Consider the following 15,955-nt stretch of genomic DNA (forward strand, 5'->3'; position numbering starts at 1 on the left):
TGATTTCGCGGCCACCGGGCAATATGTAGTGGTAACGATCCACCCCGGATCGCCGAGAGGCAGGGCATGACCGCGTTGACACGACTGATGCGTTGGGCCGCTCTGGCATCGGTGACGGCCCTGTTCGCGCTGATCGCCCCCATCGGTTCGGCGGCAGCCGCGCCCGTCGACGACTCCGCCCTGGTGTCCGCGGTGGAGCCCGGGATGGTCCAGATCACGACGACCGTCGACTATCAGGGCGTAATCGGCAACGGCACCGGTCTCATCCTGACCCCGGACGGCCAGATCCTGACGAATCACCACGTCGTGCAGGGCGCGAACTCGATCAAGGTGCTCAGCATCGCCACCGGCCAGACCTTCGACGCCGACGTGGTCGGCTATGACCGCGACGACGACATCGCGCTGCTGCAGCTGCGGGGCGCCTCGGGCCTGCCGACGGCACCGCTCGGCGATTCGGCCTCGGTCGCGATCGGCGATCCCGTCCTGACCATCGGCAATGCCAACGGCACCGGCGCACCACTCACCCACGAACAGGGCGCGGTGACCCAGCTCGGACGCAGCATCGACGCGCACGACGAACTGACCGGCAGCTCGCACCAACTCGGCGACCTGATCGAATCATCGACCAATCTGCGCTCCGGCGACTCCGGCGGCGCGCTGGTCAACGGCGCCGGCCAGGTGGTCGGGCTCAACGCCGCCGCCACACTGAACTTCAAGATGGGCAAAAGCACGCCGGGTGGCGAAGGTTTCGCGATCCCGATCAACAAGGCGCTCGGCATCGTCGACCAGATTCGCTCAGGTGCGCCGTCGCCGACCGTGCACATCGGCCCGTCCGCCATTTTGGGCATCGGCATCAACGCTGGACCGGGCGGCAACAACGGACCGGGGCTGCCGGTCCGGACGATCCTGCGCGGCGGCCCCGCCGACCAGGCCGGTGTGGCGCCCGGCGACATCATCACCGCCATCGACGGCACTCCGATCAATTCGGCGAACGCACTGACCGAGGTCCTCGATCAGCGATACCCGGGCAATGTCATCGATCTGACCTGGCTCGACCGCTCGGACCAGGCCCGCGAAGCCAAAGTGACCCTCGGCAGCGGCCCCGTCACCTAGGCATTCGGGTCAGCTGCTGAGCACGATCGTCAGGTCGTTGCCGCGCCGCTCCACCTGAAACCCGGCCCGTCGCGCGATGGTGGTGACGCCCGCGGCATCGGTGAGCTCAGCCTTGGTGCCCGCCAGCACGCGCGCCAGTCGGCCCTTGTGCGATTTGTTGAAATGGCTTACCACTGTTCGCTTTCCGTCAGCGGCCTCGTTGACGACGTCGACCCGGACCGCGTCCGGTAGCCGGCCGAGCGACACGTAGGAACCGGACCGGAGATCGACGATCAGCTCCTCGGCGGCCAACCGCCGCAGTTCGGGTTCCAGCAGCGGCTGCCAGCGGGCGGCCAACGTGCCACCCGACGGCAGCGATGAGCCTGCCGAGAGTCGATAGGCGGGGACGGCGTCGTCGGCACGAACCAGTCCGAACAAAGCCGATCCGACGGCCAGCCGGGAACGCGCCCGCTCAGCAGCGGCGCCCTTCAGCGAGCCGAAGTCCAGTGCGTCGTACAGCACTCCGGTGTAGCGGTGGATCGCGGGCAGCGTCGGCGCGGTTCGCAGCGCCGCGTTCCGTTCGATCTCGCCGTCCAGGGTGGCGGCGATCTTCAGCGCCCGCCGACTCGCCGGAACGTCCGCCGCCAGAGCGACGACCTCGTCGATCAAAGCTTCGCGCAGCGGCGTCAGCGACGGGAAGCTCAACGAATCCAGCTGTAGCGGTGGTCCGTCTCCGCCGTCGCGTTTGGTCTCCGAGGGTGGCAGCAGCACAAGCACAGCGGGCAGGTTATCCGATGCCCGCTGGACCCAGTATCAGAGCTGAGCCCAGACCGACTTCTGCTTCAGGTAGGCCTCCAGGCCGTCTTTGCCGAACTCCTGGCCCCAACCGGACTGTTTGTAGCCGCCGAACGGCACGTCGTGGTCGAACACAAGTTGGCAATTGATCTGCACGCTGCCTGCTTGCAAGCGTTTGACGATCCGGTGCGCGCGACCGACGTCCGTGGTCCAGGCCGTAGCCGCCAGCCCGTAGGTGGTGTCGTTGGCCATTGCCACGGCTTCGTCTTCGTCATCGAACGGCAGGATCGATACGACCGGCCCGAAGATCTCCTGCTGGTACAACCGCATACTGGGATCGACGTTCGTGAGCACCGTGGGATGGACGAAGTAACCCTTGCGGTCCAGCCGGTATCCACCGGTCACCACCTCGACGCCGTCCCGCTTGCCCTCGTCGATGAATCCCATTACCCGGCTGAGCTGTTTGGCGCTGATCAGCGGTCCACTCATGACTCCCTCTTCGGCGGGGCCGCCGAACTTCATCATGTCCGCGACGCCGGCGATCCCCTGCACCACCTGGTCGTAGACCCCGCGCTGGACGAAGATCCGCGAACCGCACACGCAACCCTGCCCGGAGTGCACGAAGATGCCCATCGCCGCCCCGAAGATCGCCTTGTCCAGGTCGGCATCGTCGAAGATCAGTACCGGTGACTTACCGCCGAGCTCGAGCATGACCTTCTTGAGGTTGCCCGTTGAGGCGGCCACGATCATCTTGCCGACCTCGGTCGAGCCGGTGAACGCAACCTTCTCGACGTCGGGATGCGCACTGATGGCCGCGCCCGCGGTGTGCCCGTAGCCGGTGATCAGGTTCACCACGCCTTCGGGTACGCCGGCCTGGTGGATCAGCGTGTTCAGCAGCAGTGCCGAAAGTGGCGTCTCTTCAGCGGGTTTCACCACACTGCTACAGCCTGCGGCGAGCGCGGGCGCGATCTTGGCGCAGGCATTGAAGATCGGACCGTTCCACGGGAAGATCAGCCCGACGACACCGTAGGGCTCTTTGAGGGTGTAGGCGTGTTGGTCGACGTAACCGGCCGAGGCGATGCCGGTGGACCGCACGTTGTACGCAGTGCCGTTGATCTTGGTGCACCACCCGGCGTAATAGCGGAAGAACTCCGCGCAGGTGGGTACCACCAACTCCGCCTGCATCTTCATCATGCCGGTGTTGGCAGAGTCGATCTCCGCGAAGTCAGCCGCGTGTTCGTCGATCAAATCCGCGATACGCCAGAGGATCTTGGCTCGTTCGGTTCCGGGCAGTCCGGACCAGCCCTCCGCTTCGAACGACGCCTTCGCGCGGGCGACCGCCTCATCGACCCCCTCGGCACCGCAATCGGTGAACTCGGTGATCTGTTCCTCGGAAACCGGATCGATGATCGGGATCACGTCGCCCGTGCCGGGACGTTTTTGGATGTCGTCTAAAACCGCCTGCAGCGTCATTGTGGGACCCCTTCCGAAGGCGCCGGCGCCCGATGCGCAAATGCTGAGCACTTGCTTAGCATTTGCGCATCACCCCAGTCAAGGTCCGACCGATCGACTGCCAGCCACAGCGCATAACCTCACCCCTGTGCGGGCGCAACGAATCATCGCCATCGCCGCGACGGCGCTGCTGGTCGCGGCCTGTGGCGGGCACACATCGGAGCCGACCGCGGTGGGCCACTGGCCACCGGCCCACAACCGCGGCCCATGCGAGGTGACCAAACAGGACGACGCTCCCGCGACAATGCGCGACGGGACCGTCCTGCGCGCCGACGTGTACCGGCCGCGGACGAACGATCCCGTCCCCGTCATCCTGATGCGGACCCAGTACGGCAAGACCGAAGCGCAGGCGGCGGGCCGCTATCAAACGCCGGACTGGTTCGCTTCGCAGTGTTATCTCGTTGTGGTACAAGATATTCGGGGCCAAGGCGCGTCCGGCGGCAGCTTCACCGAATTCGCCCACGATCAGGATGACGGCTACGACAGCGTCGAGTGGGCGGCGGCACTGCCCGGCTCCAACGGCAAGGTCGGCATGTACGGGTCGTCGTATGTCGGGGCCACGCAATGGTTGGCAGCGACCACCAAGCCACCGCATCTGACGACGATCGTGCCCGCCAACACCGCGTCCGACTACTACGACGGCTGGACGTATGAGGGTGGCGAGTTCCGGCTGGCGTTCGTCCAGCCGTGGGCGATGGCGTCGATCGCCACGACGGCCGCGGAGAACCGCGGCGACACGGCAACCGTCGCGGAACTGGCCGCCGCCACCGCCGACCCGACACGGTGGATGGACTACCGTCCGTTCAAGGACCTGCCGCCGATGCAACCGGCCAGCCCCGACGTCGCGCCGTGGTACTTCGATTGGATTCGCCACTCGGCGCGTGATGACTACTGGACCCGCTGGAGCATCCGCGACCACTACCCCGATATTGGCGTGCCCGTCCTCGACTTCGAGGGCTGGTACGACGCGTTCCTGGCCGGCGGCGTGGAGAACTTCGCCGGGATGGCCGCCCACGGTGGCACCCAGGAGGCGCGTGACAACCAGCGACTTGTGATCGGTCCATGGGACCACGTCGACTGGGGCCGGCCAGACGATTCACCCGCCCCGATGCTCAAAGAGATCGGGGCAGTGGCCAACAGCCCGATCAACGACCTGATGCTCGACTGGTTCGACCACTTCCTGAAAGGCAAGCCGTCGGATGTGGCGGGCAAGCCGCGCGTGGACTACTTCCTGATGGGCGCCGACACCTGGAAGACTGCGTCGTCCTGGCCACTGCCACAGACGAAATGGACCACCTACTACCTCTCGGGCGCCGGCGACAAGGCCGCGCGACAAGGCGCGCTCACACCGGCCGCGCCCGGCGATCAGCCACCCGACAGCTACACCTACGACCCGAACTATCCAGCCCCGAGCCTCGGCGGCCATTCCTGCTGCGGCCCACAGTCCGGCCCGCAGGGACCTTACGACCAGAGTCCGGTGCAGCAGCGTTCGGATGTGCTCGTCTACAGCAGCGACCCGATGGCGGCCGATACCGAGATCACCGGGCCGACGACGGTGACGCTGTGGGCGACGTCATCGGCTCCCGACACCGATTTCACCGCCAAGCTCGACGTGGTGAAACCCGATGGCCAGAGTGTGAACCTCAACAACGGGATCATCCGCGCGTCGTTCCGCGACTCGCTGTCGGCGCCGACACCCATCACACCGGGCGTGCCGTACAAGTACACGATCGCCGTGTGGCCGACGAGTTACGAGTTCGCCAAGGGCGACCGGATCCGCGTCGAGATCTCCAGCAGCGACTACCCACAGTTCGCCCCGAACCCGAACACCGGCGAACCCTTCGGGCAGAGCACCGCGACTGCCGTTGCGACACAAGCGATCCTGCACGACAGCGCGCACCCGTCGTCGATCACGTTGCCGGTGATCCCGACGGGCTAAGCGTGGACCAGGAGGGCTAGGTGTTGCGGGACATGACGTTGGTTGCGGGCCGCCGAGGCGGGCGGGCTGCGGTTGGCGTGTCAACTGTGAGACCTTGTGGAGATGGAGGCTGAGAAGATCGGAGCCGCTCCGTGGTCAGGCGTGCTGGCAGTCGCCGATGGCGCCTTGTGCTACGTCGGAGCGCTGTCAGATGCCCGCGGTCATCATCACGTGGCGACGCAAATCGTGCGCGCTTGGGCGGGTAGCTTCGAGCTGACCGATGGGCGCAACAACCAGGTGGTGACGTCGGCCGCGATCATTCCGTCCGGGTGCGACCATTCCATCCGCATCGTCGAGCCAATCGTCAGCGGCGCGCTCGTCTTCGTCGACCCTGCAGCTCCGATCGTGTCTGAAGTGGCAAAGCTCGTCCGCTATACCGACGACGCGAGTGGGTGGGCTGCGGCGGGGCAGGCGCTCAGTTGGGCAGAATCATCGACCCCTGACCCGGCGTTGATTCTTGAGCGGATCGTCGATAATCAGCATCAAGACGATGGATTCGGTTGCACGGCTTGGCATCCCAGCGTGCGCGCAGCTGTCGAGCTGGTGCCGGCGCTTCTTCCAGAACGTGTCGATCTGTCCACGATCGCCAGCGCAGTCGCGCTCTCGCCGAGTCGACTGAGTCGCCTGTTCAACGAGCAGGTGGGGGAATCTTTTCCCACCTATGTGCGATGGGTACGGCTACGGTTGGCCGTCGAAGCGTTGCAGCGGGGTCTGTCGCTGACTGATGCCGCCCACGCGGCCGGTTTCACTGACAGCGCCCACGCCAACCGGGTCTGCCACGAGATGTTCGGCCTGTCGCCTAGTCAAGCGAGCCGCAACCTGGTGTGGGCCTAGACCGCCCGCAATCTGACGAAGACGACGAATCTGTACAAGCCACGAAGCGCCGGCGTGCGCCACTGTGGTCGGCATGGTGAAGAACGTAATCCGGTACGGCTATGTGCCGTTCATGCTGATCGGGATCAACGGCGCCGCCGTCTATTTGGCCGCCCATGGCGCGTCAGAACTTTGGCTGATCAGCCTCATCATCACAGCAGTCGCCTGCTCGTTCGCGGCCGAGCGAATCTTGCCCTACCGCGACGAATGGAATACCGGGCTCGACGATGCGGGCCGTGACGCCGCCCACGCTGTCGTCAATGAAACCTTCATCCTGGCCAGTGTCGCCGTCATTCCCCTCCTGGCCGCGATTGCGCCTTCCCATCACTGGTGGCCTTCCTCGCTGCCCTTCGTCGTACAGGTGTTCCTGGCGGTGCTGGTTGCCGATTTCGGCATCACCACCATCCACCTGGCCAGCCACAAGGTCGGCTGGATGTGGCGATTGCACGCCGTGCACCACAGCATTCGCCGGTTTTACGGCCTCAATGGCCTGATGAAGCATCCGCTGCATCAGACGGTTGAGATGATCGGCGGGGTTCTACCGCTGGTCATCATGGGGATCCCCGTGCAAGTGGCCTCGGTACTCGCGGTCTGTGTTGCCGTGCAGCTGCTCCTCCAGCATGCCAACGTCGACTACCGCGTCGGAACTCTTCGATCAGTACTGGCCCTCAATGAAGGTCACCGGTTTCACCATCTCAAGTGGGCGGGTGTCGGTGACGTCAACTTCGGGCTGTTCACCCTGGTCTGGGACCATCTCTACCGAACGTATTCGTATGATCCGCAACGCGGATTCACTACCGACGATCTCGGCATGGCCGCTAAGCCCCACTACCCGACAGCGTATTTCCGACAACTCGTCGAACCGTTCACCGCTCGCGGCGCGTGCCATTTTGTCGACACCGACGCCGACATGTCTTCACGCCGAACGGAATCCACGCCATGACGACATCGGCGCCCGAGTCTGAGACCCGGATCACCGCCCCGCCAGAGGTGAGGCCGGCGCCCCACAACGGAGGTGCTCTCGCGGGTCTGGCCGGGGACTCACGGGATCCTCAACCATCATCCCAGTTGGCCGCCACCTTCTTACTCGGCTGCACGCGCGGCGGCTCCCCCGGCATCTTCGGATACGACGGCGGGTACGGCATATCGCCGAGCCCACGGTCCTCGTCGGCTGTCACCAGATCCAGCAGCGGTTGCAGCGACTGCCTGGTGTCGTCCATACCGGACCACGGATCATCGCGGGAGGCAACGAGATCCGGGACTGTTGCCATGGTGTAGTCGTCGGGGGCGGCGCCGGCCAGCTCCGCCCAGGACAACGGTGTCGACACCGTCGCGATCGCCGTGCGCCGCACCGAATACGGCGAGGCCATCGTCCGGTCACGGGCGTTCTGGTTGAAGTCGATGAAAATACGCTCGCCGCGCTCTTCCTTCCACCACGACGTCGTCACCAATTCCGGTGCGCGCCGCTCCACTTCGCGGGCCAGCGCGATCCCGGCCCGCCGCACCACGATGAAATCCCAGTCGGTGGCGATCCGCAGGAAGACATGCACGCCGCGGCCGCCGGAGGTTTTGGCGTAACCGACCAGACCGAGTTCGTCGAGGAGTGGCTTGAGGAGGTCCACGGCCACAGTTCTGGCATCGGTGAAATCCGTGCCCGGTTGAGGATCCAGGTCGATACGCAGTTCGTCGGGATGTTCGGTGTCCGGGCAGCGCACCTGCCAGGGGTGCAGCGTGACGGTGCCCATCTGTGCCGCCCACACGATCGCCGACGGGTGCGTGATCTTCAGGGCATCGGCGGTACGGCCCGACGGGAAGGTCACCTCGCAGGTCTGCAGATAGTCCGGGTGTTTCTGCGGCACCCGCTTCTGGTAGATCTCCTCACCGTCGATGCCGTCGGGGAAGCGTTGCAGATGGGTGGGCCGATCACGCAGCGCTGCCAGCATCGGGCCGCTCGCCACAGTGCGGTAGTACTCGACGAGGGTGCGTTTGGTGCCCTGCGCGCCCAGCTGCGGGAAGTAGATCTTATCCGGGTTGGACAGTCGTACTTTGATACCGTCGACATCGATTTCTTCTGCAGCAGTGGCCATCTCAAAATTCCAATACTTCGTGGTGGTCGTGGTTCAACGGCACATCGCCATCGCGGAACGCCAGCTCCCGTCTAGTTGACTGAACTCTCCGTGATCTTCGCACGTCGGAGTGCCCAAGAATGGTGGATGGACTGATGGCCGAGGCCGGCTGCGTCGAATACTCGTCCACAGGTCCGAGGCGGCGGGTCATCCTTCCCCGATGCCGAGCACGTTGGCGCCTCGTCGTATCTCCGCGACCTTGCCGCCTCCGACTGCAGTCCAGACCCGGGGGAATGACGGCTTACGTCACTCGCATATCGGCTTGCCGATAGCGCTCAGCCAGACCGGTCCGGCGCGAGGAGTATCTGAGCCAGTCGAGTCGTCGTCTCGACGCCATCGCTGTAGCCACCCTCGCCCTCCAGGGAGTTCATGATTGCCAGGGTGAAACGCTGTTGGGGGCCGGCGAAGCCGACACTGTTGACGACCCAGCCGCCCTGCTCTTGCGACCATCCGTTCTTGTTGCCGGGGGTCATGGCCGGGCCCGCCCCCCAGACCCCCCACTGCTGGTTGGCATCGAGGTGTTGCATCTCCGACACGATGGCCGCGGTTTGTGCGGGCGGCAGTCTGGTGAGGGTGTAACTCATCAGGCGGTCGAGGTCTTCGGTGGTGGATTTCTGGAATCCCCAATACGGGTACGTGCTGCTGAAGCCTTGCTGTGGTTGCAGATTGGTCATGCCGTAGGTCGCGAAATTGCGGTTGAACGCCATGTTGTCCGGTCCGCTGTACCGTTCCCAGAGCGTGTCGGCGGCGTCACTGTCAGACGAGTGCATCATGTCGACCATGAGTTGCTGATCGGCAGGGGTCAACGCAATCTGACCAGCGCTTGCCCGGGTCAATAGGTCGACCACCATTGCGAGCTTGATGGTGGATGCGGTCCAGATCGGCGTGCCTGCCGCGTCGTTGCGGTGAGCGAGCCCATTAGCCCGATCTCTCAGGACGTAGCCGACCGTGCCAGGACGCGTGGCAAGGTAGGCGTCCGCCTGCGCAATGCGCTGCGCCAGGTCGGCTCGCGCCACTGGTGCGGGAACAAAGAGCACCGCCGTCAACGAGAGAAGAATGGCGACGAGCGACTTCACGGACGTAGCTTGTCAGCCGCCAGCAGACGGCGGTAGGAGGCACGCCGTGGAAACACCGCGTTCTACGTTCTCACTACGTAGATTGCCGACTTCCCACCTGAGGGCGCCGTCAACGGTCCGACCAGGACATATCAACATAAATTAATATGTTGTGATGGCGGTGCTGCCGATCGATCAATGCGAACTGCTGTGCCTCGACTTGCCTCACGCAGAACAGATTCGGGCAGGGTTACCCTTCGGCTGATAATAGCCGCGCCGGGATCGCTGAGCCGACGCTATCCTATCGGCAATACCGGCCGCATCGACGCCGGTCTCATGACCCCGATGACACTCCCCGCGGATCTAGCCGCCCTGACACGCGACTGAGTGCCGCGGCCACCATGACCTCCGGGTTACTCGTTCGTCCCGCCGGCCGGTAAGACCACCTACGGTCTTGCTACGTATATAGTCGGCAGCGATGCATCGTCAAGCGCATTCCGAGCCACCGCTGCCGTACCCGGCAACATCCCCTAGGAACAGCCGCTGCCCTCCCCGGTACCTGTGTCGCACCAGCGATCGCTACGCGTAAGAAGGATGTGCCCCGATGGCTCCTGTCACACGAACTCTGCTGACCGCCTTTGCGGTTATCACCCTGATCATCGGGGCAGGCGTTTATCTCTCGGTGCGGGACCGGGGTACACCGGCCGCGGCGCAGGCACAGGTGGAAGACGTCGGCCGACTGGTCCGCGACAACAGTCGACGTCTCAACACGGCACCAGGGAGCGACGTCAACTTCGTCGAGTTCCTCGACTTCGAATGCGAAGCCTGTCGGGCGGCGTTCCCGCTCGTCGAACAGCTTCGAGCCGAGTACGGCGACCGTGTCAATTTCGTCGTTCGCTACTTCCCAATTCAGTCACACTTCAACGCCGAGCGTGCGGCCCGTGCGGTGGAAGCGGCCGCGCAGCAAGGAGAATTCGAGCCGATGTACAAGAAGATGTACGAGACGCAGAGCCAATGGGGTGAACAACAGACTCCGGCAGATGCGCTCTTCCGAGGTTTCGCCACGGAGCTCGGCGTCGACCTGGTCGCCTTCGATGCCGCCTACCAAGACCCCGCGACACTCGACCGGATCAATCTGGATGTCGCCGACGGTAAGGCGCTCGGCGTCCAGGGCACTCCGACCATTTTCCTCGACGGCAACCGGGTGAACTTCAGGACCTACGAGGACTTGTCGACCGCCGTCGATCAAGCGTTGAACGAGTAACCGCCAAGGTAGGTCATCGCCAAACGATCACCGCGCGGGAAGGAGGAAGACGGACATGCAGCGCGCCTCGCGTGACTGGGCCGTGGCGACAATCGCGGATACGCCCGAGGGTCAGAATCCGACGCCCCTGCCGTTGACGAACCAGTCTTCGCACCACCGACTTTCAGCCGCCCCACCGCTGGTCGTTCGTTCGCCGATTACCTATCTACGCCCTACATACCTAGATCAAGGGCGCTCGCCCAATGGGACATAATGCCTGCGTAACCGAGATTATTGCCGTCGACGAGTTCGGCGGATCGGCGGATTTGGCATCCAGTCGCGGCGGTCCCTTCATCACCGACATCGAGGTCTTGACGGCACTCGAACTCGACGATCTGCACGACTGTGCAGAGGAGTCGCCCTGGGTACTGATGCCATCGTGTCCTGCCGTCCGCGCATCGCGGCCGGCCCCACGACGCGCCCGCCCTCCGACACATCGCAAGGATCCGCCGGCTGCCGGCGCAACGCAAAGCAGGCTGCTGATCGTCGCGTTCGCCGCTGGTGCGCTCGCCGCTGGAGCCAACGCCGCGGTGGACGCACCGCAGGGGCGGACCGATCCGGCACTGGTCGCCGACACCATGCCACCCCAGGACCACCTTCCAGGCGCCTCAGGTATTCAAATTGCCTCAGTGGCAAACACTTTCGATTCTGTGATACACCGCGAGGAGTTCTCCAACGCCATCGCCTTCGCCGAGGAGCGGGCTCAGCGAGAAGCGCGCTTGCGACGCCCGCAGTTCGTCTTTCCCGCGCTGGGCATCCTGACGTCGGGATTCGGAACACGATGGGGCACCTTGCACGCCGGGCTCGACATCGCGAACGCCGTCGGTACGCCGATCTACGCGGCCTCCGATGGCGAGGTGATCGCCTCAGGACCGACACCGGGTTACGGCATGTGGGTCAAAATCCGCGACGTGAATGGCACTGTCACGCTCTACGGCCACATCGACACGGCCATCGTGCAGACCGGAGAACGCGTCACCGCCGGCGACCAGATCGCCACCATAGGCAACCGAGGCAACTCGACCGGCCCGCACCTGCACTTCGAGGTCCATCGAGAAGGCATCGAAAAGACCGACCCCATGTCATGGTTGGGCGAGCGCGGCGTGTCGGGTGGCTAGGGGCGAACGTTCAGCAGGGTGATCCGTACCGATCGGCCCCGTAAGCTGCCTACTGACTAACCCAGGAGGTTCGATCATGGCTCGGGTGCGTGGCTTCGGAGAACTCGAGGCGGACATCATGGATCGCCTATGGAACCGCGACCCCGAAACCGATACCACGGTCAGGGAGATCTTCGACGAATTGAGCGCCGAGCGTCACATCGCGTACACCACGGTGATGTCGACGATGGACAACCTGCACAGCAAGCGCTGGCTGTCGCGCGAACGGGACGGCAAGGCCTACCGCTACCGGCCAACCCTGACTCGCGAGGAACACAGCGCCCGCCTGATGTTGGAGGCACTGAGTGGCGGCGGCCGCTCGGAAGCGGTCCTCAGTCATTTCGTGGCGCAGATCGATGCCGAAGAATCCGCCGACCTGCGTGCTGCGTTGCGACGCCTCGCCCGTAAGTCGAGCCGGCGATGACGGTCGCCGTGGCATTGCTGCTGTACGTCGTGGTGGTCTTGGTCGCAGGATCGAAGCTACTTCTGCGGATCACCGCCGATGGCGGTGCCCCACGGTTGGCGATAACCGCTTGGCTCACTGCTGTCGTCACCGTGATCGGATGCTCGATCGCTGCAGTTGCGATGCTGTTGGTCGAAGCCGCCGGTCATTGGGGCAGCCCCGATGCCCTTCTGTTGTCATGCCTTGAACGCCTCCAGGCAATCATCCTGGGCCACGCCGGCTGGCCGGCCCGGATCGTTGCGACCGTCGCAGTGGCGATTGTCGTCGGGAGTGTGATTGCGATCTGCATGCGAGTCGGCGGCGCTCTGCGCCGGATGCGTAGACACACCTTCGAGCACGCGGACGCCGTGCGCCTGGTCGGCAGGTCCGACGGCAGCGACGTCGTGGTGATCGAGGCGTCCGAGCCTGCGGCGTATTGCGTGGCGGGCCGCCCACCGGCGATCGTGGTGACCACCGCCGCCCTGGCAACGCTGGACGAAATACAACTCGCTGCCGTGGTCGCCCACGAGCGCGCTCATCTCGATGGACGCCACGCCTACGTCGTGGCCGCCGTGCGGGGCCTGGCTGCGGCTCTGCCCAAGGTCGCGCTCTTCGGCAGTGCCGCTGCACAAATCGGCTCGCTGCTGGAGATGTGTGCCGATGACGCCGCCGCTCGTCGGCATGGCCGTCAGCCGCTACTGGCCGGTCTGCTGGCGCTATCCGGCGCCGGTACGCCCGCCCATGGCCTGGCCGCGGCCGGCGGTGCGGTGCTCGTTCGGGCCGAGCGTCTCACGGATCCACAAGAGGGGCTGGCCAGAATCCGAACTCGCGCCACATTGACCGGAGCAGTGGCAGCGATGGTTGGGACACCGGTGGCCATCGCCGCATTATCGCTGTCAGGTGCCTTGATCTGCTTTGCCTAGGAGATGCAGTTCAGCGCGCACCGCTGGCCGCATCGATCACCACCAAATATGCTCTACGCCAATCATTCCCGATCGGTTCCCAGCCGACGGATCTGCGCCGCACAACACCACCGCCGCCAGTGCGAGAGCCGCCAACAGTGCCGTCGCGATCCATCGGCCGGCCCGCCGGGCCCCTCGCTGCGGGCGCCCCGGAAGGTCCCAACCCGAACTCGGTCCGTGACAGTCCACGTCGAGGGCGCCTTTCACAGATCCCAATCTACTATGACACTACGTACGTGAACAGGTGCTGGAACATGCACGCACTGCGACCCGCACAACGAGCCGATCCGTCGCACCACTGCACGGCTTGGGATCTCGTCTACGTAGATAGTACGTAAGATGAGGCGGTGACCGCTTTGGCGATACGAACGGGATGGCACTCATGAGGCGCATCGATTCCGCGGCGAGACAGCGTCGAGCCATCTGGTTGACGACGACGCTGCTGCTCGTGAGTATCGCCGGCCTCGCACTGGGGCTCATCTCGTGCAGCACCGACTCGTCGTCGGCATCGCAGCAGCAGCGTAACGCCCAGATCGTCGACAAGGGAACGCCGTACGCAGACCTGCTCGCGCCGAAGCTGCAAGTCTCGGTGACCGACGGTGCCATCGGGGTTCCCGTCGAATCCCCGGTCACCGTGACCTCCGGCGCCGGAGTGTTAGGAGCGGTGACGCTGGTCAATGAGCAGGGCCGGGTCGTTGCCGGGAAACTGAGCCCCGACGGTTTGACGTGGAGTTCCGCAGAACCGCTCGGGTACAACCGGCAGTACACACTGAACGCCGAGGCGTTGGGGCTCGGCGGCAAAGCCAGGACCACCGCCACCTTCGAAACCCACTCACCGCGGAACCTCACGATGCCCTACGCGCTCCCGAAAGACGGGGAGGTCGTGGGCGTCGGACAGCCCATCGCCGTGCGTTTCGACGAGAACATCTCCGACCGTCTCGCCGCTCAACGCGCTATCAAGGTCACGACGAACCCTGCTGTCGAAGGCGCCTTCTACTGGCTCAGTAACCGCGAAGTCCGTTGGCGGCCAGCACAATACTGGAAGCCAGGCACGTCGGTCGAGGTGCAGGTCAACACCTACGGCGTCGATCTGGGCGACGGCTTGTTCGGCCAGGACAATGTCGTCAATCGATTCACGATCGGTGACGAGGTCATCGCCACCGCCGACGACAACACCAAGACGATGACTGTCCGAGTCAACGGCAACGTCGTCAAGACCATGCCGATCTCCATGGGCAAGAACGCGAGTCCCACGGACCGGGGCACGTACATCATTGGCGATCGTTACTCGTTCCTGGTGATGGACTCCTCGACGTACGGCGTCCCAGTGAACTCACCCGACGGATACCGCACCGACGTCAACTGGGCCACCCAAATGTCCTACAGCGGAATCTATGTCCACGCCGCCCCCTGGTCGGTCGGAAGCCAGGGACGCTCGAACGTCAGCCACGGCTGCCTCAACGCCAGCACGGAGAACGCAAAGTGGTTCTACGACAACACCAAACGCGGCGATATCGTCGAAGTCCTCAATACGGTGGGCCCCACCTTGTCTGGTACCGACGGACTCGGCGACTGGAACATCCCCTGGAATCAATGGAAGACGGGCAACGCCGTAGTCACGGGCTAAGAGCGTCGTACGTGCGAATCGTCAGTCGCCCGACCCCGCCCACAACCGGTCCCGCCACCGGTGATCCTGGGCTGATTGGCCGTGTCGCACCCCTCCTGCAGGGGCTGCGCGACCGCGTCAGCGTCGTGTACATCCGCAACCGGACATCTGTCGAGGCGCACTTCGGCGCCGGCCCGGACGCCGTCTACGAGATCGGTTCGATCACGAAAACGATGACGGCCCTGCTGTTTGCGCAAGCCGTGGCGGACGGCGAGCTCACCCCAGGCGCCCGGCTCGGGAGCCTGCTCGATCTGGGCGGCAGTGCGGCAGCCGATGTGACGCTCGAGGAACTCGCCAGCCACCGCTCAGGCCTGCCGCGGATCGCCGACCGGCCGCGCGATCTCATCGCCAGCGGCTTTGCGGTGCTGCGGCATCGCAATCCCTACACCGCCGATCTCGCGACACTGCTCACCCAGGCACGTGCGGCGAAACTCACCGACCGCGGCTCCTTCTCGTACTCGAACCTCGGCGCCGCCCTGCTCGGTGAGGCGCTCGCCGCGCATGCCGGGACCAGCTACCCGGCATTACTCGAGCGCGCTCTGCTCCAGCGGCTCGGGATGACGCGCACGTTCGTCCCCGTCTCCGCGGCGGAGCTGGCCCCGGATGCGCCGACCGGATGGAGCGCGAACGGCCAACGCGAGCAGGCCTGGACCCTGAACGCGTACTCGCCCGCCGGCGGAGTGCGCTCGACTCCGACGGACATGGCCCGCTACGCGCAGGCGCTGCTCGATCGGCGGACGCCGGGCCTCAGCGCGCTCGAACCGCGCTGGGATGCCGGCAGTGGCAGCCGTGTCGGTTACGCCTGGTTCACCCTGCGGGCCGGCAACGTAGATGTCACCTGGCACAACGGCGGCACGGGCGGGTTCTCCAGCATGCTCGCCCTCGATCGCGAACACGGCGCGGCAGTGGTCATTCTGGCGAACACCGCAGTCGCCGTCGACGACATCGCGATCCGCATCCTCGTCGATGCGACGTGACCAGCACCGTCGTCACG

The 15,955-nt window shown here is 64.9% G+C and carries 14 protein-coding genes and 1 pseudogene; 11 read left to right on the forward strand and 4 right to left on the reverse strand.

The window, feature by feature from the left end; translation table 11 throughout:
- The first annotated feature begins 66 nt into the window (after positions 1-66).
- Entirely contained in the window at positions 67-1,113 is a 1,047-nt protein-coding gene (locus H7J73_RS07950; RefSeq protein WP_264066783.1) for a S1C family serine protease, read from the forward strand.
- Between the two features lie 9 nt (positions 1,114-1,122).
- Here H7J73_RS07950 and yaaA read toward each other — a convergent pair whose 3' ends face one another.
- Positions 1,123-1,869 carry a peroxide stress protein YaaA gene (yaaA, locus tag H7J73_RS07955; protein WP_264066784.1) on the reverse strand — a complete coding sequence of 249 codons (747 nt, stop codon included), beginning with the start codon at positions 1,867-1,869 and terminating at the stop codon, positions 1,123-1,125.
- A gap of 36 nt (positions 1,870-1,905) precedes the next feature.
- On the reverse strand, positions 1,906-3,360 hold the full coding sequence (locus H7J73_RS07960; protein WP_264066785.1) for an aldehyde dehydrogenase family protein: 1,455 nt from the start codon (positions 3,358-3,360) through the stop codon (positions 1,906-1,908).
- Between the two features lie 142 nt (positions 3,361-3,502).
- On the opposite strand from H7J73_RS07960, the gene H7J73_RS07965 reads away from it, so the two are divergent.
- From H7J73_RS07965 to H7J73_RS07975, 3 genes are all read left to right on the forward strand, one after another.
- Positions 3,503-5,338 carry a CocE/NonD family hydrolase gene (locus H7J73_RS07965; protein ID WP_435405456.1) on the forward strand — a complete coding sequence of 612 codons (1,836 nt, stop codon included), beginning with the start codon at positions 3,503-3,505 and terminating at the stop codon, positions 5,336-5,338.
- Between the two features lie 102 nt (positions 5,339-5,440).
- Complete coding sequence (locus H7J73_RS07970; protein WP_264066786.1) at positions 5,441-6,211, forward strand: helix-turn-helix domain-containing protein; 771 nt, start codon at positions 5,441-5,443, stop codon at positions 6,209-6,211.
- Positions 6,212-6,284: 73 nt separating this feature from the next.
- Entirely contained in the window at positions 6,285-7,193 is a 909-nt protein-coding gene (locus H7J73_RS07975; RefSeq protein ID WP_264066787.1) for a sterol desaturase family protein, read from the forward strand.
- Positions 7,194-7,302: 109 nt separating this feature from the next.
- Here H7J73_RS07975 and ligD read toward each other — a convergent pair whose 3' ends face one another.
- Positions 7,303-8,337, reverse strand: a complete 1,035-nt coding sequence (ligD, locus tag H7J73_RS07980) for a non-homologous end-joining DNA ligase (protein WP_264066788.1) — start codon at positions 8,335-8,337, stop codon at positions 7,303-7,305.
- 314 nt (positions 8,338-8,651) lie between these two features.
- Positions 8,652-9,452, reverse strand: a complete 801-nt coding sequence (locus H7J73_RS07985) for a serine hydrolase (protein WP_435405446.1) — start codon at positions 9,450-9,452, stop codon at positions 8,652-8,654.
- A 234-nt stretch (positions 9,453-9,686) separates the two neighbouring features.
- On the opposite strand from H7J73_RS07985, the pseudogene H7J73_RS07990 reads away from it, so the two are divergent.
- From H7J73_RS07990 to H7J73_RS08020, 7 genes and pseudogenes are all read left to right on the forward strand, one after another.
- Positions 9,687-9,818 (forward strand): annotated as a pseudogene (locus H7J73_RS07990) (DUF3703 domain-containing protein); the annotation flags it as partial.
- Positions 9,819-10,035: 217 nt separating this feature from the next.
- On the forward strand, positions 10,036-10,695 hold the full coding sequence (locus H7J73_RS07995) for a DsbA family protein (RefSeq protein ID WP_264066789.1): 660 nt from the start codon (positions 10,036-10,038) through the stop codon (positions 10,693-10,695).
- Positions 10,696-10,937: 242 nt separating this feature from the next.
- Entirely contained in the window at positions 10,938-11,852 is a 915-nt protein-coding gene (locus H7J73_RS08000) for a M23 family metallopeptidase (protein ID WP_264066790.1), read from the forward strand.
- 76 nt (positions 11,853-11,928) lie between these two features.
- Positions 11,929-12,315: a BlaI/MecI/CopY family transcriptional regulator gene (locus tag H7J73_RS08005; protein ID WP_264066791.1), complete on the forward strand. Its 387-nt coding sequence runs from the start codon at positions 11,929-11,931 to the stop codon at positions 12,313-12,315.
- Entirely contained in the window at positions 12,312-13,256 is a 945-nt protein-coding gene (locus H7J73_RS08010; protein ID WP_264066792.1) for a M56 family metallopeptidase, read from the forward strand. Before H7J73_RS08005 ends, H7J73_RS08010 begins: the two co-directional genes overlap by 4 nt.
- 421 nt (positions 13,257-13,677) lie before the next feature.
- Positions 13,678-14,922, forward strand: a complete 1,245-nt coding sequence (locus tag H7J73_RS08015) for a L,D-transpeptidase (RefSeq protein ID WP_264066793.1) — start codon at positions 13,678-13,680, stop codon at positions 14,920-14,922.
- Positions 14,923-14,933: 11 nt separating this feature from the next.
- On the forward strand, positions 14,934-15,938 hold the full coding sequence (locus H7J73_RS08020; RefSeq protein WP_264066794.1) for a serine hydrolase domain-containing protein: 1,005 nt from the start codon (positions 14,934-14,936) through the stop codon (positions 15,936-15,938).
- The last annotated feature ends 17 nt before the right edge of the window (positions 15,939-15,955 follow it).

Origin of the sequence: Mycolicibacterium komossense (assembly GCF_025822605.1) — a bacterium.
Taxonomy (GTDB): domain Bacteria; phylum Actinomycetota; class Actinomycetes; order Mycobacteriales; family Mycobacteriaceae; genus Mycobacterium; species Mycobacterium komossense.